This is a genomic window from Streptomyces sp. CNX435, assembly GCF_059570575.1.
Genome location: NZ_JCANTA010000002.1, coordinates 707,310 through 725,719, shown reverse-complemented (window position 1 = coordinate 725,719; position 18,410 = coordinate 707,310). Strand labels below are relative to the sequence as shown.

General features: G+C 73.2%; 15 protein-coding genes and 1 pseudogene. 8 read left to right on the top strand and 8 right to left on the bottom strand.

Translation table 11 applies throughout. The features are described from left to right. Nucleotides 1–33 precede the first annotated feature (33 nt). Both T328_RS06455 and T328_RS06450 read right to left on the bottom strand, forming a co-directional pair. Nucleotides 34–732 (bottom strand): TetR/AcrR family transcriptional regulator, encoded by a 699-nt coding sequence (locus T328_RS06455; RefSeq protein WP_496494877.1) that lies wholly within the window; start codon nucleotides 730–732, stop codon nucleotides 34–36. Beyond that, on the bottom strand, nucleotides 732–1,838 hold the full coding sequence (locus tag T328_RS06450; RefSeq protein WP_496494876.1) for an ABC-2 transporter permease: 1,107 nt from the start codon (nucleotides 1,836–1,838) through the stop codon (nucleotides 732–734). The genes T328_RS06455 and T328_RS06450 overlap by 1 nt, the downstream gene beginning before the upstream one ends. Nucleotides 1,839–2,052: 214 nt before the next feature. Here T328_RS06450 and T328_RS06445 point away from each other — a divergent pair. The 4 genes and pseudogenes from T328_RS06445 to T328_RS06430 all read left to right on the top strand — a co-directional run. Next, nucleotides 2,053–2,952: pseudogene (locus tag T328_RS06445) on the top strand (metallophosphoesterase family protein); the annotation flags it as partial. A gap of 36 nt (nucleotides 2,953–2,988) precedes the next feature. Beyond that, complete coding sequence (locus T328_RS06440) at nucleotides 2,989–3,687, top strand: 4'-phosphopantetheinyl transferase family protein (protein WP_496494917.1); 699 nt, start codon at nucleotides 2,989–2,991, stop codon at nucleotides 3,685–3,687. 26 nt (nucleotides 3,688–3,713) lie between these two features. Then, complete coding sequence (locus tag T328_RS06435; RefSeq protein WP_496494875.1) at nucleotides 3,714–5,048, top strand: ATP-grasp domain-containing protein; 1,335 nt, start codon at nucleotides 3,714–3,716, stop codon at nucleotides 5,046–5,048. Between the two features lie 116 nt (nucleotides 5,049–5,164). After that, nucleotides 5,165–5,872 (top strand): hypothetical protein, encoded by a 708-nt coding sequence (locus T328_RS06430; protein ID WP_496494874.1) that lies wholly within the window; start codon nucleotides 5,165–5,167, stop codon nucleotides 5,870–5,872. 190 nt (nucleotides 5,873–6,062) lie between these two features. Here the strand turns inward: T328_RS06430 and T328_RS06425 are convergent, their stop codons facing one another. The 4 genes from T328_RS06425 to T328_RS06410 form a co-directional block, all read right to left on the bottom strand. Continuing rightward, the gene (locus T328_RS06425) at nucleotides 6,063–7,493 is read right to left on the bottom strand and encodes an endo-1,4-beta-xylanase (RefSeq protein WP_496494873.1); all 1,431 of its coding nucleotides are present in this window, start codon (nucleotides 7,491–7,493) and stop codon (nucleotides 6,063–6,065) included. Nucleotides 7,494–7,909: 416 nt separating this feature from the next. After that, entirely contained in the window at nucleotides 7,910–8,884 is a 975-nt protein-coding gene (locus T328_RS06420) for an N-acetylglucosamine kinase (protein WP_496494872.1), read from the bottom strand. Further along, nucleotides 8,881–9,783: an N-acetylmuramic acid 6-phosphate etherase gene (locus tag T328_RS06415; RefSeq protein WP_496494871.1), complete on the bottom strand. Its 903-nt coding sequence runs from the start codon at nucleotides 9,781–9,783 to the stop codon at nucleotides 8,881–8,883. The genes T328_RS06420 and T328_RS06415 overlap by 4 nt, the downstream gene beginning before the upstream one ends. Continuing rightward, nucleotides 9,780–12,017: an alpha-N-acetylglucosaminidase gene (locus T328_RS06410; protein ID WP_496494870.1), complete on the bottom strand. Its 2,238-nt coding sequence runs from the start codon at nucleotides 12,015–12,017 to the stop codon at nucleotides 9,780–9,782. The genes T328_RS06415 and T328_RS06410 overlap by 4 nt, the downstream gene beginning before the upstream one ends. A gap of 110 nt (nucleotides 12,018–12,127) precedes the next feature. Here T328_RS06410 and T328_RS06405 point away from each other — a divergent pair, with 110 nt between their 5' ends. The 4 genes from T328_RS06405 (at nucleotide 12,128) to T328_RS06390 (ending at nucleotide 16,655) form a co-directional block, all read left to right on the top strand. After that, nucleotides 12,128–13,393 carry an ROK family transcriptional regulator gene (locus T328_RS06405; protein ID WP_496494869.1) on the top strand — a complete coding sequence of 422 codons (1,266 nt, stop codon included), beginning with the start codon at nucleotides 12,128–12,130 and terminating at the stop codon, nucleotides 13,391–13,393. Between the two features lie 106 nt (nucleotides 13,394–13,499). Then, nucleotides 13,500–14,822, top strand: a complete 1,323-nt coding sequence (locus T328_RS06400; RefSeq protein ID WP_496494868.1) for an ABC transporter substrate-binding protein — start codon at nucleotides 13,500–13,502, stop codon at nucleotides 14,820–14,822. Then, nucleotides 14,812–15,777, top strand: a complete 966-nt coding sequence (locus T328_RS06395; RefSeq protein ID WP_496494867.1) for a carbohydrate ABC transporter permease — start codon at nucleotides 14,812–14,814, stop codon at nucleotides 15,775–15,777. Before T328_RS06400 ends, T328_RS06395 begins: the two co-directional genes overlap by 11 nt. Continuing rightward, nucleotides 15,774–16,655, top strand: coding sequence for a carbohydrate ABC transporter permease (locus T328_RS06390; protein ID WP_496494866.1), 882 nt, complete (start codon nucleotides 15,774–15,776; stop codon nucleotides 16,653–16,655). Before T328_RS06395 ends, T328_RS06390 begins: the two co-directional genes overlap by 4 nt. A 54-nt stretch (nucleotides 16,656–16,709) precedes the next feature. On the opposite strand, the gene T328_RS06385 is transcribed toward T328_RS06390, so the two are convergent. Both T328_RS06385 and T328_RS06380 read right to left on the bottom strand, forming a co-directional pair. Continuing rightward, complete coding sequence (locus T328_RS06385) at nucleotides 16,710–17,564, bottom strand: alpha/beta fold hydrolase (protein WP_496494865.1); 855 nt, start codon at nucleotides 17,562–17,564, stop codon at nucleotides 16,710–16,712. A 199-nt stretch (nucleotides 17,565–17,763) separates the two neighbouring features. After that, complete coding sequence (locus T328_RS06380; RefSeq protein WP_496494864.1) at nucleotides 17,764–18,333, bottom strand: snapalysin family zinc-dependent metalloprotease; 570 nt, start codon at nucleotides 18,331–18,333, stop codon at nucleotides 17,764–17,766. Between the last annotated feature and the right edge of the window lie 77 nt (nucleotides 18,334–18,410).

The following is an 18,410-nucleotide window of genomic DNA, read 5'->3' as shown; positions in this document are numbered from 1 at the left end:
GGACACCCGGTGCCGGTGCCGGTGCCCGCGGGGTCAGGGGCCCGGGCGGCCGGGTGGCGGGGAGCCGCCCAGCCGGCCGAGCAGCATGTCGTCGGCGTACGGGCCGTAGAGGTCGACGACCGTGTCCAGCGCCATCCCGGCCAGCGGCTCGATGGGCACCACGTAGCGCCCGGTGACCAGTCCGACGAGCAGCGAGGCCACCAGCGCGGCGCGCAGCTCGGGGTCGGGGGCGGGGATGCGGCGGGCGATGGGCAGCAGCAGTTCGCCGCCGGCGACCTCACGGAACAGCTGCGACGCCTCCGGGTGCTCCATCGCGGAGCGGAAGACCACCAGCAGCGAGGAGCGGGTGGTGGCGTCCTCCCAGCGGGTGAGGAAGCCGCGCAGCAGCCGGCTGCCGGGGCCTCCGGCGCCGGTGCCGTCAGCGGCGGGGTCGTCGGCACTGTCGGTGTCGGCGACCTCGTCGAGCAGCCGCGGCAGCTCGGGCAGCAGTTCCCCGGCGCGCATCGTCTCCCGGATGACCGTCGAGAAGACGTTCTCCTTGCTGCCGAAGTGGTACATCACCAGCGCCGGGTCCACGCCGGCGCGTTCGGCGATGGCGCGCACGGTGGTGCCGCGGTAGCCGTGGCGGGCGAACAGCTCGACCGCCGCGAGCCTTATCAGCTCGCGGCGGTCCTGCCCCGCCTCCGCCTGCCGGCCGGCGGGCCCGCCGGCGGGTTCGGTGTGCCCGTCCATCAGGCCGTCCGGGTCTCGGTGGTACGGGCCGGGCCCACGGCCGAGGCGGGCACGATGACCATCAGCGGCCGGAAGGGCCGGATACGTTCCATCCCCAGCGTGACGAGCCAGGCGCCGCCCGCCCACAACACCAGCGTGAGCAGCGGTCCGGAGACGGCGTTGCCGTCGAAGTACAGCACGCGCCGGAGCAGCGAGACCGCGCTGCCCATGGGCAGGTACTCCGAGACGGCCCCGTAGAAGGCGGGTTGGAAGTGCGGGTCGACGACGCCGCCGGAGGAGGCGAGGCCGAGCGGGAGTACGAGCAGCGCGCCGACGGCGATGCCGAGCGCGCCCAGCAGCGCCTGGCACGCCGCGACGACGCCGACGACGGTCAGCGACAGCAGGGTGGTGACGCCGAGCAGTTCGAGGAAGTGGCCCTCCAGGGCGCCGGTGACGGGCCCGGCGAGGACGGCTCCGGCCACCCCGGCGAGCACGGCGTAGCAGACGCAGGACAGCCATCGCCCGGCGGCCCGTACGTGTGCCGCGGCCAGGCTCAGACCGAGCTGGAAGATCAGCGCGCCGATGGTGAGGGCGACGCACAGCAGCACGGCGCTCACCCCGCGGGAGTCGTTCCCGGGCAACGGCGCGACGTCGTCCACCCGTTGCGGGGTGCCGAGTTCGTCGGTGAGCTGCTCGTACGCCGTCGTCGCCGCGGTCGTCGGGGCGTCGCCGGCCGCGCCGGCGACGAGCAGGGCGGGCGGCTGTTCCGGCGACGGGCCGACGACAATGGCGCCCAGCACGTCCTGCTCGCGCAGGGCGGTGCGGGCCTCGTCCTCGTCCGCGTACTTCCTGACCTCGAAGGCGTCCGGCGCGGCGGCTGCGAGCCGCGCTTCGACCTGCGCGACGGCCGGGCCGGGACCGGCCAGGCCGAGCGGCATCTCGCTGGGGGCGGGGTTGCGCAGCCCGGGGATCATCAGCCCGGCGAACGCGAGGACGAGGAACAGCCCGATCAGCAGCGGGCCGAACAGCACGCCGTAGCTGCCGGAGCGCCCCGGGTGGGGGGGCGGCCCGGCCGGCGCCGGGGGCAGCGGTGCGCCGTCGGCGGACCCTGCGGCCGGTGTGGTCACGATCTGCTCCCTGTCACTCGCAAACGGAACACTTCTGCTCAACAGACGTTGAGGAACCAGTCTGGCGCGGCTTCGGCCGCACCCGCAACTCCCCCCGGGCACTCGCGTTTTGCCGATGCGCAAGGGTGGCCGCCGCCTTTTGGCGGGAATTTAGGAGGCGGGACCACCCTGTCGGCACGTGCCTGATGCGCGGGTCCCCGCGGGACCTGTCGTCATGCCCTTGACACCACCCCCGCCGCCGTCGCCGAATGATCGAATGGCCCTGATGCACGGAAGACTGCTGGCCGTCAGCGACCTGCACGTCGCCTACCAAGAGAACCGGGACATCACTGCCGGGCTGCGCCCGACGGCGCCCGGCGACTGGCTGATCGTCGCCGGCGACGTCGGCGAGCGCGTCGCCGACGTCGAGTGGGCCCTCGGGCTGCTCGGCGAGCGGTTCGCCAAGGTCGTCTGGGTGCCCGGCAACCACGAGCTGTGGACACACCCGGACGACCCGGTCACGCTGCGCGGCGAGGAACGCTACCGGCACCTGGTCGAGATATGCCGCGGACTGGGCGTCGTGACCCCCGAGGACCCCTACCCCGTCTGGCACGGCGAGGGCGGCCCGGTGACGATCGCGCCGCTGTTCGTGCTCTACGACTACTCCTTCCGCATGCCGGGCGTCACCACCAAGGAGGAGTCGCTGCGCCTGGCCCACGAGGCCGGTGTCGTCTGTACGGACGAGTACTTCCTGCACCCCGACCCGCACGGCTCCCGGGACGCCTGGTGCCGGGAGCGGGTGGCCCTGACCGAGCGGCGGCTCGCGGCCGTCGACCCGGCGCATCCGACGGTGCTGGTCAACCACTGGCCGCTGGTGCGCCAGCCGACCGACGTCCTGCGCTACCCGGCGTTCGCGCAGTGGTGCGGCACGACGCTCACCGCCGACTGGCACCACCGCTTCCGCGCCGCCGCCGTCGTCTACGGCCACCTGCACATCCCCCGCGTCACCTGGTACGACGGGGTCAAGTTCACCGAGGTCTCGCTCGGCTACCCGCGGGAGTGGAAGCGCCGCCCGCCGCGTGAGCCGCTGCGTACGGTGCTCCCCCCGGCACCGGCGGCCACCCCGGCGGCACCGCCGAAGCAGCCCGAGCCCACGGCCGCCGAACCGGCCGTGCTGCTCCGGGAGTTGCTGCCCGGCGAGGTGGCCGCGGCCGACGCGTTCAGCGACCCGCCCGAGCCGCCGGCGGAGCGGCTGTACCCCGAGGAGGCGCAGGTCATCGCCCGAGCGGTCCCGCACCGGCAGGCGGAGTTCGCCACCGTGCGGCAGTGCGCCCGCCGCGCCCTGGGGACGCTCGGCGTCGAGCCGGCGCCGCTGCTGCCCAGCCGTCGCGGCGCACCGCAGTGGCCCACCGGGGTCGTCGGCTCCATGACCCACTGCGCCGGCTACCGGGCCGCCGCCGTGGCCCGCCGCGGCGACGTGCTCGGCATCGGCATCGACGCCGAGCCCAACGAGCCGCTGAGCGACGACCTCCTGGAGGCCGTCGCCCTCCCGGACGAGCAGGAGCAGGTACGCGCCCGGATGCACGGCGCGGCCAAGGTCTGCTGGGACCGGCTGCTGTTCAGCGCCAAGGAGTCGGTCTTCAAGGTCTGGTACCCGCTCACCCGCAGGGAACTGGGCTTCGACGAGGCCCGTATCGACGTGGACCCGGACACCGGGACCTTCACGGCCCGCATCCTGGTCCCCGCCCCCACGGTCGACGGCACGCCGCTGGAGCGGCTGACCGGCCGCTGGCTGTGCCGCAGCGGCCTGCTGGTCACCGCCGTGGTGCTGGGCGCGGGGGCGGACAGCCGCGATGGGGGCGGCGGGTAGGTGCGGGCGGTGCGGGACGGGACGAGATGACGGTCCGGGTGCCCCGGTCGTTACCGGGCACGCCGGGCGACGGCGCGGGCACGGTGGGCCGGGAGCGGACCGTGGGCGTCCTGTACGACACGGGGTCGGCGGACGCGCCGGAGGTCGCGGCGGCGGCGCGCTGCTGCGGGGCCGAGTTGTTCCTCGTCGTGGACCGGGCCTCGGACCACGTACGGGAGTTGCTGCCGGTGCTCACCCGGCGGTTCGCCCTGTGCGACATCACCGGGCTGGACGCACGGGCGGCGGCGACGGAGGTCGCCGGCTTCGCCCCCGACGGGCTGCTGACCTTCAGCGAGCGGCGGATGGAGATCACTTCCTCGATCGCGGCGGCGCTGTCCATCCCGTACTGGCACTCCCCCGCGGTCACCGGGCGGCTCGTGGACAAGCTGCAGCAGCGCCGCACGTTCGCCGAAGCGGGCCTGGACGACCTGCCGTTCGCGCCGGTGGCCGGCGCCGCGGACCTCGATGCCGCGCTGGCCGCGGTGGGCCTGCCCGCGGTGCTCAAGCCGCGCCGCGGCCCCGGCGGCCGGCTCGTACGCCGGCTCGACACGGTCTCCGAGGCGCGCGCCGCCGTCGCGGCGTGCTCGGCCGCGGCGCCCGGCGCGGGCCTGCTGGTCGAGGCGCTGCTGCCGGGCGATCCCGCGGCGGCCGGGCCGCGGTGGGGCGACTACGTCTCCGTCGAGACGGCGGTGCACCGCAAGGAGTGCCAACGGCTCTGTGTGACGGGCAAGTTCCCCCTGGTCGAACCCTTCCGGCAGCGCGGCTCGTTCGTCCCGCACACCCTCGCACCGCCGCTGGCGGAGCGCGCCGAGGGCCTGGCGGAGGCGGCCATAGGGGCACTCGGCATCAGCGACGGGATCGTACACACGAAGCTGCGGCTCACCGAGGCCGGTCCGCGGCTGATCGAGGTCGACGGCCGCCTCGGCGGCCTCGTCGGCGACGTCGTACGGCGCGGGTCGGGCTTCGACCTCGTGGTGGCGGCGATGCGGCTGGCCCTGGGCCTGCCGGTGCCGGACCCGCCGCGGTTCGACGGGGTCTCGTACCAGTACGCACTGCTGACGCCGGCCGGCCCGCCCCGCGGGCCCGCGGGACCGCCCCTGACCGACGTACCGGCCCTGGCGGCGCGCCTCGACGGCCTGCGCCACCTGCCCGGTGTCGACCTCGCCGACCTGCCCGCCGACGCGGCGCGGGCGCCCGATCCGCGGTACGGGGCGAGCGCACGTATCGGGCGCCTGTACGGACGTACGGCGGACCACGCGGAACTCGCCCGGCTGGTGGCGTCGATCGACGAAATCTGCCGGCCGGTCCTCGGGACCCCGTGAGGCGTCCGCGGAGCACGGGGCGCGCGCGGCGGGGAAGGTCGTGACGTGCGTCGATTGCGACGGCCACCCGGCCCGAACCGGGACCCCTACCGGCTCGTGCACGGTACAACTGGGGGATGAAGCGAACGGTGGTTCCGGCCGCGGCGGTCGTCGTGGCCCTGGTCGGCGGCTGCGCCGAGGAGGCGAGCGGCTGCGCCACGGAGTTTCGGCTCTCCGAGGTCAAGGGCGAGAAGCGGCCGGTGCGGATCGAGCCGAGCACGCACCACCCCGGGCTGGACGACCGCGCGCTGGAGAAGGCCCTCCCGTCGCCGGAGCTTGAAGCCGAGACGAACGAGAAGGTGCTCAACCATCTGCGTAAGGAGACCGTGCGGATGGCCGGCGTCATGGGCGAGACCGGCCCGGGACGCTGCGCGGGCGAGGTCGACCGGCCGCGCGGCGAGACCGTCCGCTGCACCGTGACGTACGAGGGCGTGACCGTGCCCTGGCTGGTCACGAGCAAGGGCACGACGTCGGGGAGCGCGGGCGCGTTCAGCCAGGACTTCGTCTACACGGCCCGCCCGCTGAAGAGCGTGCACACCGCCCGGTCGGTCTACGCCTGGTACGCCTGGGAGACGGGGAAGAACGGCACGACGGAGGGGCCGCTGGCCCCCACGGACCCGCGGTGCGACCGGATGCCGGAGATCTTCCTCGCCGAACCCGGCGAGGAGACCGGCTACTTCTGCCAGGACGTCTCGGTGACCTGCACCGACAACGTCCAGCATGTGGAGTGGGGCGACCATCCCATCCGGATCGAGGAGAACGGCGACCTGTCGTTCCTCGCCTGATGAGCACCCCGGCGCGGAGTGGGGCACGGTGGCGGGGGAGGCGGCCGTCGCCGACGGCACCACCGTGCCCCGTCATGTCAGCCCTGGTACGGGGCGAGGATCGAGGTGGACTCCCAGGGCTCCGGCGGGATCCTGCCGCAGGTGCCGGTGCCGCCGTCGTTGCCGGGGCGGTCGCGGCAGGCGGGCCCCCTCAGGTGCGGGACCAGAGTTGGCTGCCGCCGTTCGAGCAGGTGGCCAGCTGGATCAGGGTGCCGTTGGCGGTGCCGGCTCCGGCGGCGTCGAGGCAGAGGCCGGACTGGACGCCGACGATGGATCCGTCGGAGTTGAGGCGCCATTTCTGGTTGTCGCCGCCCCAGCAGCTGTAGATCTGGACTTTGGCGCCGCTGCCGGTGCCGGCGGCGTCCAGGCACTTGTCGCCGTAGACCCTGAGTTCGCCGTCGGCGGTGGCGGTCCACTGCTGATTGGTGCCGCTGTGGCAGTCCCACAGCTGGAGCTGGGTGCCGTCGGTGGTGCTGGCGTTCGGCACGTCCAGGCAGCGGCCTGAACCGACGGCCTTGATCTGTCCGGAATCCCCGGGCGGTGTGGTGGAGCCGCCGTTGAGAGCGTCGAGGACGGCGGTGTAGGCGGGCTTCTTGCTGCCGTCGGAGTTGAACAGCAGCGGCGTGTGGTGCGGTCGCCAGGAGTCGCTGTCGCGCACGCCCCAGACGGTGATGCCGAGGCAGCGCGCGACGGCCAGGCAGTCGTTGGTCACGGCGGCGTAGGTCTGGGGCGAGGCGCCCTGGATGTCGAGTTCGGTGATGGCCACGTCGACGCCGAGGTCGGCGAAGCTCTGCAGCGTGGTGCGGAAGTTGCTGTTGTAGGGGCTGTCGTTGTTGAAGTGCGACTGGAAGCCGACGCAGTCGATCGGCACGCCGCGCTGCTTGAAGTCCCGGACCATGGCGTACACGGCCTGGGTCTTGGCCCAGGTCCAGTTCTCGATGTTGTAGTCGTTGTAGCAGAGCTTGGCGTCCGGGTCGGCGGCGCGCGCGGTGCGGAAGGCGACCTCGATCCAGTCGTTGCCGGTGCGCTGCAGGTTGGAGTCGCGCCGGGCTCCCGAATTGCCGTCGGCGAAGGCCTCGTTCACGACGTCCCACTGGACGATCTTGCCCTTGTAGTGGCCCATCACGCCGTTGATGTGGCCGATCATCGCCTGGCGCAGGTCGTTGCCGCTGAGGCTCTGCATCCAGCCGGGCTGCTGGGAGTGCCAGGCCAGGGTGTGGCCGCGCACCTCCTTTCCGTTCTGCACCGCCCAGTTGTAGACGCGGTCACCGGCGGAGAAGTTGAACTGGCCCCGCTGCGGCTCGGTGGCGTCGATCTTCATCTCGTTCTCGGCCGTCACCGAGTTGAACTCGCGGTTCGCGATCGACGTGTACGCCGAGTCGCCCAGCCTGCCCGAGGCGATGGCGGTGCCGAAGTAACGGCCGCTCTGCGCCGCCGCGGCGCCGAGCGTGGTCTCGGCGGCGTGCGCGGGCGGCGGCGCGGCCAGCGTGGCGACCGCACCGAGGACGCCGGCGACCAGCGCCAGCAGCAGGCCGCGGAGCTTCCTACGGATCACGGGTCTGGAAAGGGCATACGAGCCCATGACTGTGCCTCCAAGGTAGAAATCACGGATGGACTGAAGCGCAGGGGCGAACCACCGGACGAAACGGGTGGCACAGGTGCTGTGGTGCGCGGATCTGTCGTGCAGCAGTACGTGGGGAACTGCAGTGCGGCGCAGAGTGCTCGGGGCCGAAGGGTTCGAAATCTCGACCTATGGCCAGCCCCTCAGACAAGGAGATTGAGGGGTTGACGGTGGATCGTCAATACTCCCCGCAGATGAAGTTTCCGCTCCGAGCCCGAAAATTTCGCAATCTTGGTGAGCAGGACAAGGAGCCGCCACACACCCGGCTCTGCCATCGGCGGATGGCCCCACATTCCTGACTTACGGCGTCGGAACATCCGAGAAGTCTTCGAAATATTTCGAGGCCGGTCCCACCCCCCGGCACGCCTCTCCGCGGTTCACCGCGCTGGCGTCCGGTCGGCGGAGAAGACGTACAGGTACGGGAAGTACGGCCGCAGCGTCCTCGCCGACGCCGCCCTGGCCAGTGCCAGGGCGCCGTCGGCGGAGGTGCCGCGTGGCGGGGTGAAGTGGGCGTCGGGGAGCAGGGTGCACACGGTGCCGCGGAAGGGCTCCATGAGCAGGTCGGCGGCGTCGAAGAGGCGGCCGCCCCAGGAGAAGACCGGGTCGAGCCCGGTCGCGGCGGCCACCGCGGTCTGGCCGAGGTGGCGGCCGGCCTCGGTCCAGATCCGGGCGGCGACGACGTCCCCGGCGCGTGCCGCGTCGCCGACGGACGGGGCGAACGAGGCGAGGTGGTGGGCCGCCGCGTTCCCCTCGTAGACGAGGGCGACGAGGTCCAAGGGGTGGCCGAAGCGAGCCGTCATGCGCTCCAGCAGGGCGGTCGACCCGCCGGGCCGGCCGTCGTGCGCGCGCAGTGCCGCGTGCAGGCCCTGCCGGCCGATCCAGGCGCCGCCGCCGTGGTCGCCGAGCAGGTGGCCCCAGCCGTCGGCCTGGTTCCAGACGCCGTCGAGGTCGGTGCCGAGCGTGATGACGCCGGTGCCGGCGGCGATGACGACGCCCGGCTCGAACCCGAGCGCGCCGACGTGCGTGGTCACGGCGTCGCCCGCGACGACGAGCGCACCGAGGCCGAACCGCCCGCGCAGCGCGTGCCAGAGCGCGCCGGGGTCGCCGACCAGGCCCGGCAGCCCGGTGATGCCGACGGCCATGCCCGCGAGCCGGTCCACCGGCGCTCCGGGGTGCGCCGCGCTCCCGACGACGCCGGCGATCCGCGTGGCGAGCCGGTCGAGGTCGACCTGGCCGTTCGCCCGGGGTACGGGCGCCACGTCCTCCCCGTACGCGCGCCCGCCGCCGGCCTCGATCCGTACCCTGATCCCGCCGCCGCCGACGTCGACGCCCGCGAAGCCGTCTGTGGTCATCGGGCGTTCCCGTTCAGCGCGGCGACGGCCGCCCGCACGCCGGGGTGGTCGGCGAGCGCGGCCCGTGCCTGCTCCGGCGGGCAGCCGGTGAGCAGCCGCACGAGCGCCTCCGGCAGCCGGCCGTCGACCTCGGCCAGCGCGGCGCGGCAGGTCGCCTCGTCCTCGTCGGTGGCGGCGACGAGCAGGGCTACGGCGCGCTCGCGGAGCTTGGCGTTGGTGGCGACGAGGCCGACCATGAGGTTGCCGTACGTACGCCCCGACTTGATCATCAGCGCGGTCGAGAACGAGTTGAGGATCACCTTGGTCGCCGTGCCCGCCTTGAGCCGGGTGGAGCCGGTCAGCGCCTCGGGGCCGGTGGCGGCGACGACGCCGATGCCGGCCGGATCGAGCAGCGGGGCCTGCGGGTTGCAGGTGACCAGCACCGTGAGCGCGCCCGCGGCGCGGGCGGCGCGGAGCGCGCCGGCGACGTAGGGGGTGGAGCCGGAGGCCGTGATGCCGATCGCCACGTCGGCCTCACGGAGGGCCGCGGCGTCGGCGGCGCCGAGCGCGTCGGCGTCCTCGTGGTCGACGGCGGAGTCGGCGAGGGCGGCGGGGCCGCCGGGGAAGTGGGCGGTGAACAGCTCGCGCGGGGCGCCGAACGTGGGGGTGATCTCGGTGGCGTCGAGCACGGCGAGGCGGCCCGAGGCGCCGGCGCCGAAGTAGTGCACGGTCCCGCCGCGGCTCAGCCGCTGGTGCGTCTCGTCCACGGCCCGGGCGAGTTCGGCGGTGGCCGGGCCGACGGAGGTGACCGCCCAGGCGTCCTCGTCGTGCAGCCGCCGGAGCACGTCGCGGGTCGGCAGGGTGTCGATGTCGGCGGTGCGGGGGTTGCGGCGCTCGGTGGGTGGGACGGGCCGGGTCATCGTGCTCCTCGTCGGTCGTGGTCGGTGGGGTGCTGGGCGAGCGCGTCGGCGTGTGCCGCGTATGCGGTGAACAGCCGGCGCGACTCGGCGGCGAGGTCGCCGAGGTCCGTGGGCGGTGGTGCCGGGCCGTCGCGGAGGAACTGCTCGGCGCGGTGCCGCAGTTCGTCGCGCAGCTCGCGCTCGGCGGCACCGCCGCCGGGCTCGGCCGCCACGCCGACGGGCTCGGCGAGGGCCCGGTCGAGGCCGCGCGCCCACAGGGCCCAGCGGTCGCGGTAGTAGCCGCCGACGAGCCCGCTCCAGTGCCGGCCGGCGTAGTCGTCGAGAGTCCCGCCGGCCGCGGCGCCCCAGACCGTGACGATGCGGCGGGCGTTGTCCCGCAGCACGTCCGCGTCGGCGGGCCCGGCGGCCCACGCCAGCGCCTTGGACTCCCAGTGGCGGAACGTGTATTCGGGCCGGCAGGCGAGCATCCGGTCCAGGTCGTCGAAGACGCGCAGGAACCGGTCGAGGTGCGGTCCGCTGCCCGCGCCGCGGTGGACGGACTCGGCCACGGCGTCGAGGTGGTACCGGTCGGCGACCCGGGCCATGAACGCGATGCCCGTCTCGACGAGGTCGTGCCCCAGCGGGCCGGCGGTCAGCCCGGGGTCCCGCTCTGCCGCCTCGACGAGCCGCTCCCAGGCCGCCGCCAGCGCGGCCGGCCGGTACCAGAGGGTGCGGGCGACGTCGGCGCGCAGCTCCGGCAGCCCGCCGTGGACGGGCGCGTACGACGGCCTGGCGGTGAGGATCCCGTTGTACTGCTCGGGGAAGATCCGCAGGCCCCGGGTGTCGTAGACGGTGTCCAGCAGGCCCTGCCAGGCGGCCCGCAGGGTGCCGGTGTCGCCGCGCCCGCCGTAGCGCCGCTCTACGAAGTCGTCGAGCCAGGCGCCGACGTCGGTCGTCCGGCGCCAGAGCTGATCGGCCGTCAGCTCGAAGAAGACGGGGTTGTTGCGGGTGGCCTCCATGGCCAGGCCGAGGCCCGCGGGCGGGTACGGCGCCGCCAGCGCGGCGTCCACCGCGGCGGGCACCCCGCGCAGGTCGGCGACCGGGTCGGTGCGACCGCCGAAGTTGAGCAGCGCGCACCACAGCCAGGGCTTGCCGGAGAACCCGTCGAGGCGTTCCCACTGCGGGTCGTACTCGGCCCACAGGTCGGCCACGACCATGCGGTCGTCGGGGATGGCGTCGAGGAAGGCGGCGACGCGGTCGTCGGTCCAGAAGTCCCGCTGGTACGAGAACGGCCAGGCCTGCATGATCCAGACCGCGTCCGGGTCGGCGGCGCGCAGCCCGGCGAGCGTCGCGTCCGCCACCGCGCCGGGGAAGGCCGGGTCGGCGTCGACGGGGGTCATCTCGATGAACGGATCGGCCGCGTACCGGTGGTCCGTGCCGTACAACTCGGCCTGCGCGCGGGCGACTTCGGCACACAGCCGGGCGTACTGCGGGTCGCCCGGGTCGAGTACCCAGGTGTCGAACCCCTGCCAGCCGCGACGGTGGGCGCGGGCCGAGGCCGCGAGCGCCCGCGGAACGTGCCCGGTGAAGGCGGGCAGCACGGGCGTCATGCCGAAGGCGCGCTCGCGCTCCAGAATGCGGGCGCCGAGGTCGCGGTGGCGGGTGAGCCAGGAGGCGGGCAGGGGCCCCGCGAAGCCGTCGAGGCAGCCCATGTACTGGAACGGCAGGTAGCCGGGTCCGCCGAGGAAGTCGCGGATCGCGCGGTCGTCGAGGCCGGCGCGGGAGTAGGCGGCGTGCAGCGCGGCCTCGTGGCCGGTGACCGCGAGCGGCATGGTGATGCCGTGGAGCGCCATCCAGTCGATCTCGCGCTCCCAGTCGGGCCAGTCCCAGTAGGGCATCGTGTAGCTGAACGTGCAGAAGTTGAGGTAATAGCCGTCCCGCACGCGCGCCTCGCCGCGCCGTCGCGGACTGTCCGGGAGGGACGTCACGGGCAGCGGCAGCTCGGTGTCCCAGCCGACGGACAGGCGGCAGCGGTCCCGCAGGTAGTGGTGGAGCCCGACGGACGCGCTCACCCCGTCCGTCGCGGAGACGGTGAGCACGCCGCCGGCCGCTTCGTACACATAACCCCGCAACTCTTCGTCTAGCAGGGCAAAGCGGATACCGCCGGCCACCCGCGGACCGAAGACCCGCTCGGCGAGGCCGCGGACGGCCACCGCCCACTCCGGCGCCGCCTGCTCGTCGTCTGCGGTGGGCATCGCACGTCAGCTCCTTGATGAATTAGTTACGTACGGATCATATTTAATCTGCTAGCGTACCCGCCACATCGTTCACCTGCTCGAAGCAGGGGTGCCGGGAGAGGGGTGTCATGGGGGACCAGCTGGTCGCCGCCGGAACACGGTTCATGCGGGAGGTCAACGCCGCCGCGATCCTGCGGCAGTTGCGCACCGAGCCCAGCATGAGCGTGTCCGCGCTGGCCAATGCGGTGGGTCTGTCCCGGCAGGCGGTGAGCCGCTCGCTCACCGCGCTGGTCGACGAGGGACTCGTCGAGTACGGCTCCCTCGACCGCAACTCCGCCCGGGCGGGGCGGCCCGCGCAGCTCGTCCGCTTCCGGGCGGAGGCGGGGTACGTGCTCGGCCTCTCGGTCAGCCCGCAGGACCTGCGGGTCGCGGTCTCCGACCTGGCCGGGACCGTCGCCGCCGGCGAGGTGGTGCAGCTCGGCGCCGGGATGAGCGGCGAAGCGGCCGTGCAGTCGCTGCTGGACACGGTGGCGCGGACGCTGGCCTCGACGGATGTCGCGGCCGGCGACATCTGGTTCGCCTCGGTGGGCGCGCCCGGCATCGTCGACCCGGCGACCGGGGTCATCAGGCTCATCCCGAGCATGCCGGGGCTGAGCGGCGACATCGTCGTACGCCGCCTCGGGGACGCCCTCGGCTGCCCGGTCTACCTGGACAACGACGTCAAGCTCGCCACCCAGGGCGAGCGCTGGCGCGGCGCCGAGCGGCGCGAGGACTCGCTGGTGATGGTCCACTGGGGCGAGCGCGTCGGGGCCGGCATCGTGCTGAACGGCGAGCTCCACCGCGGCGCCTCCAACGACGCCGGGGACCTGGGCTTCCTCGACCTGTTCGCGGACGAGCCGGCCGCTCGACCCGCCGGCGCGGCCCGCCATCCGCGCGGGCTCGGCCCGTTCGAGGGCTGGGTCGGCGGCGCGGAGATCGTGCGGCTCGCCGCGGCCGCAGCGGGGCGCGCGGGCGACGACGCCTTCCGGGACCGCCTCGACGCCGCGGGCGACCGGGCGTTCGACGCCGTGCTGGACGCCGTCACCGACGGCACGCCGACGGCCCTGGAGACGGTCGACGTGGTCGCCCGCCGGTTCGCCAAGGGCGTCGCGGCGATACGGGTGATCCTCGACCCGCGGCTCGTGGTCATCGGCGGACCGATGGCCCGATGCGGCGAGACGCTGCTCGCCGCCGTCCGCAGGCATCTGTCCGACCAGGAACTCGACCAGCCGGCCCTCGCCGTCTCGACGCTGCGGGAGGACGCGGTCGTCCACGGCGCGCTGCACCACTCGCTGGACGAGATCGAGCGGACCAAGTTCGGCCTCGTGCCCGGCAGCCGCCGGGAGGCCCGTTGAGTACGCGCCCCCACACCTACACGCCCCCGCCCCGACGCCGTCCGGCGCCGGTGTCCGGCAGCACCAGACAGCAGACAGCGGAACACAGAGGAGGACTGTCATGCGGATGACGGCACCAGCCCGGAAGCAGGCGCTCGCGGCCCTCGGCACCGCGGCGGCACTCGCCCTGACGGCCTGCGCGGGAAGCGGCGGAGCGGAGGGGGACACCAACGACGTCGACGCGTCGACGAAGATCTCCGACGACAACGTGACGCTCACCCTCGCCTTCACCAACGACCCGCCCACCGAGGCACTCGTCGACGGCTTCGAGAAGAAGCACCCGAACATCACGATCAAGACCCAGCTGACGCCGTTCAACGACTACGTCAAGTCCATCAAGCTGGGCATGTCGTCGGACAACCCGCCGGACCTCGCGCAGTACAACCCCGGCGCGATGAACTCCCTGGTCCCCGCCGGGCTCATCCAGGACCTCGGCCCCTGGTCGAAGGCGTACGGGTGGCAGGACAAGTTCCCGCCGGCGAGCCTGGAGGTGCTGAGTTCCGACAAGTCGGCCAAGCAGTTCGGCACCGGCAGTCTCTACGCCGCGCCCGGCGGCCTCTCCGTCCTCGGCGTGTTCTACAGCAAGTCGGCCCTGGCCGACGCGGGTGTGCAGGACGTGCCCGGGACGCTGGCGGAGTTCGAGGACGCGATGGGGCGGGTGAAGGACGCCGGGCAGACCCCGCTGAGCCTCGGCGCGCTCCAGGTCGGCGGTTTCCAGCTGTGGAACGCGCTGCTCAACGTCACCGGCGACGTCGACTCGTACCGGGACTGGGTGTACGGCAAGCCGGGCGCCACGATCGAGAACGAGGACGCGCGCAAAGCCGCCGAGAAGCTCGCCGGCTGGGTGGACGAGGGCTATGCGCGCGAGTCGGCGAACGCCACGGCCGACACCGACGCGCAGGCGGACTTCGCCGCGGGCAAGAGCGCCTTCCTCGTCACCGGCAACTGGGCCGCCGCGGCGCTGGAGGCCGAGATGGGCGACGACGTCGGCTTCTTCCTCATGCCCTCCCCCGAGGGCGGCACGCCGAAGGTCGCCTCCGGCGCCAGCGTCGCGTACGCCATCTCCTCGAAGTCGGAGCACCCCAACGAGGCCGCCGCGTTCCTCGACTACCTCAGCTCGCCGGAGGCGGCGAAGATCCAGTTCGACAGCGGGTTCATGCCGGTCGACACCGAGGCGGAGCTGGGCGCCGAGGGCGTACGGAACGAGATCGCGACCGGTTTCGCGCCGGTGGCGCAGGCCGACGGCATCGTCCCGTTCCCCGACTTCGCCTCCCCCGGCATGATCGACAAGCTGACACCCGGCATCCAGGGCCTCATCAACGGCAAGACCACCCCCGACGACTTCCTGCGCTCGCTGCAGGAGTCGTGGAACGAGCACCATGGCTCATGACCTGAGCACGCCGGTCGCCAAGCCGCGGGCCGCAGAGGCCCGCGGCGGGCGCCGCGCCGCGCCCGGCCGCGCACGCCGCGCCCCCGGGCGCGGGCGGCGGTGGCGCGGCTGGCTGTACGTGCTGCCGGCGCTCGGCGTATATCTCGGGTTCGCCATCTGGCCGGCGCTGAACACGCTGCGCCTGTCCTTCTTCGAGTGGGACGGCGTGCTGGCCCCGACCTGGGCCGGGTTCGACAACTACACCCGGATCTTCCAGGACGAGGCGCTCTACGAGGCGATCCTGCACAGCCTCGTGCTGATCGTCTTCTTCTCGTTCGTGCCGGTGGTCGTCGGGCTGCTCATGACGGCCCTGCTGCTGGGCAAGGTGCGTAAGGGGATGACGTTCTTCCGGGTCGTCTTCTTCCTCCCACAGGTGCTGCCGCTGGTCGCGGTCGGCGTCACCTGGCGCTGGCTCTACAGCGAGTCCGGCGTCATCAACCAGCTCCTCGACCTGGCCGGCCTCGGCTCGCTGACCCGGCCCTGGCTCGGCGACTACGACCTGGCGCTGATCGCGCTCGGGCTGATCGGGACCTGGACGATGAGCGGGCTGTGCATGATGCTCTTCCTCTCCGGCGCGCAGAAGATCGACACGGCGCTCTACGAGGCGGCCGTCCTCGACGGCGCGGGCCCGTTCCAGCAGTTCCGCCACGTCACCCTGCCCGGGCTGCGGCAGGAGATCACGATCGCCGGGGTCATCACCACGATCGCGGCCCTGGCCAGCTTCGACCTCGTCTTCGTCACGACGAACGGCGGCCCGGTGGGGCAGACGAACGTACCCGCCCTGCTCGTGTACCGGCTGGCGTTCAACGAGGGGGACATCGGCGGCGCCAGCGCGCTCGCCGTCGTGCTGACCGTGCTCGTCGTCGCCGTCGTCAGCGCCATCCGATACCTCGCCAGGGACAGGAGTCGAGCATGAGCGGCGATGTGAGCGCCCGGCCCGGGCCCAAGACCCGCGGCACGCGCGCCCGGAGCGGCGTGCCGGCCCGGGGCACGAGCCTGCGCTACGGAGTCCTCATCGCGATGGCCGTCATGGTGCTGCTGCCGTTCGCCGGCATCGTGCTGGCCGCCCTGCACCCGCAGGACGAGCAGGTCGGCGGGCTGAGCATCCCCGGCGACTGGTCCTGGGGGAACTTCCAGGAGGCCTGGGAACGGGGCAACTTCGGCAACCTCATGCGGTCCAGCCTGCTGATCGCGGTCTGCGTGGTACCGCTGGCGGTGACGCTGGCGACGCTCGCCGCGTACGGACTGACCGTGCTCAAGGCGTGGGGGAACCGCACGCTGTCGGCCGGGTTCGTGCTGGGGCTGACGCTGCCGGTGGAACTCGTGGTGGTGGCGCTCTACTACAACCTGCGCGAGATCGGGCTCACCGACTCGTACATCGGCATCATCCTCGCCGAGGTGGCGCTGTTCATGCCGTTCGGCGTGTACTGGATGCAGTCGCACTTCTCCGCTATCCCCGGGGAGCTGGTCGAGGCGGCGCGCGTCGACGGCGCCCGGGATCTCTCGGTGCTGGTGCGGGTGCTGCTGCCGATCTCGTGGCCGGCCATCACCACGCTGTGTGTCCTGTACTTCATGTGGTCCTGGAACCAGTTCCTGCTCGTGCTGGTGATGATGCAGGACCCGGACCGCCGCACCGCGCCGACCGGTCTCGGGCTCTTCGTCGGCCAGTACTCGACGAACATCCCCCTTCTCGCCGCCGCCAGCCTGATCGTCATAGCCCCGATCGTGCTGGTCTACCTCACGTTCCAGCGCAGCTTCGTCAACGGCATCACACAGGGCGCGATCAAGAGCTGAGGGCTGCCGGGGGTGGCCGTCGGCTGGTGAGCGTTCGGCGCTCCGGGCTCGCGGTCAGTCGGCCGTGAGGCCGGCCAGCACGTCGGCGGCCGGCCCGGGGTGTACCAGCCAGCGCAGGTGACCGCCGGGGACGGTGTGCACGTCGAAGGGGTTGCCGGGGGTGAGCGTATCGGCCTCGCGGATCAGCCGGTCCTGGACGGCGGGCGGCATGCTGGTGTCGTCCGCCAGGCGCACGTAGGTGCGCGGGATCCTGCCCCACGTGTCCGCCTGCGCGCGGTCCGCGGACGAGCCGACGTCGAGGTTCTCGTCGGGCTGGAAGGTGCTGAGGAAGGTCCGGAACTCGTCGTCGGTGAGGTCGGCGGCGAAGGCGTGCCGGAACGCGGCGAGCGCGTCGGGGTCCGCGGTGCGGAAGTTGGTGCGGATCAGGCCGAGCGCGGCCGGGTCGCCCACGAGGGCGCGGGCGAAGGCGCCCGGGTCGACGCCGGCCATCTCGGGCTCGCCGTAGTAGTCGCTCACGTCGAGTTCGACGGGGCACCAGGAGGCGACGTAGACGATGCGGTCGATCAGGTCGGGGCGGGCGTTGCCGGCGGCGGTGGCGGTGAGGCCGCCCCTGCTGTGCGAGACAAGGATCGTGGGCCCGTTGCGCTTCGCCCGCTCCAGGACGCCGATCAGGTGGGCGGTGTTGTCGGCGAGCGTGACCCCCTCGATGCTCCCGGGCTCCGCGGCGAGCGCGTCGAGGTCCTGCGGGGCCTGGTAGGCGGCGGGGAACGTGGCCGCGAATCCGTGGCCCGGCAGGTCGACCGCGAGGGAGCGGTGTCCGCGCAGGGCGAGTTCCGCCTGCAGCGGCGCGAAGGAGAAGGAGTTCGCGAACGCCCCGTGGACGAGGACGAAGGTCGGCGTGTTCGGCATGGGCCCCACCCTCACACACGGGCTCCGCTGGTGGGTACGGGGGCGGTTCATGCGCAGGTCGCGCGGTTGAGCCGGCGCACCGGCGGGGAAGGCGCCCGTGCGGTACGTGCCGCGGCCCCGTGGCCTGGGAGTCGCCTCCCCGGCCACGGGGCCCTCGTGCGTCGTGGCTGTGTGCCGTACGTGCCGTACGTGCCGGTGCTCAGGGCGCGTCGACGATGATCCGCCCGTCCATCGGGATACGGCTCGCGGCGCCGCCGCCGTAGTTGGCCTCCACCTGGGCCCGCTCGGAGGCGTTCGGGACGGCGTTGGTGCAGTCCACGCCGCCGGTGGAGCCGGACATCAGGGACGAGCACGGGCCCGGCTTCACGTCGGGCAGGCCGAGGCTGTGGCCCAGTTCGTGCGCGGCGATGCGGGTGGTGTCGTAGCCCTCGTCGACCGCCTGGCGGCCGAACCAGACCGTGGCGCTCCCGCCGGGGCGGACCGGGCCGAGGGTGGCCCGTGGCCAGCCGTCGTCGGCGATGACGCGGATCTCGGCACGGGTGCCGGCCGGGGCCTTCACCAACGTGACGTTCTCCACGGTGGAATTCCACTGTTCGGCGCCGGCCGCGACGGCGTCCTTGAATTCGCCGGCCTGGCTGTCGTCGTAGTACAGCGTGGTGGCGGCCACGCGCTCCGGTGCGGGAGCGGGGGCGGCGGTGGCCCCGGGGGCCGAGGACAGGGTGACGATTGCGGCAGCGGCCATAATGCCGATACCCAGCTTTCGCAGCATGCGGGGAGCCCTCCTCTTGGTGTGAGAATCGAGCACTACTGCGCAGACCCCGGTAAGGGTCGGCCCGAGTGTAGGAG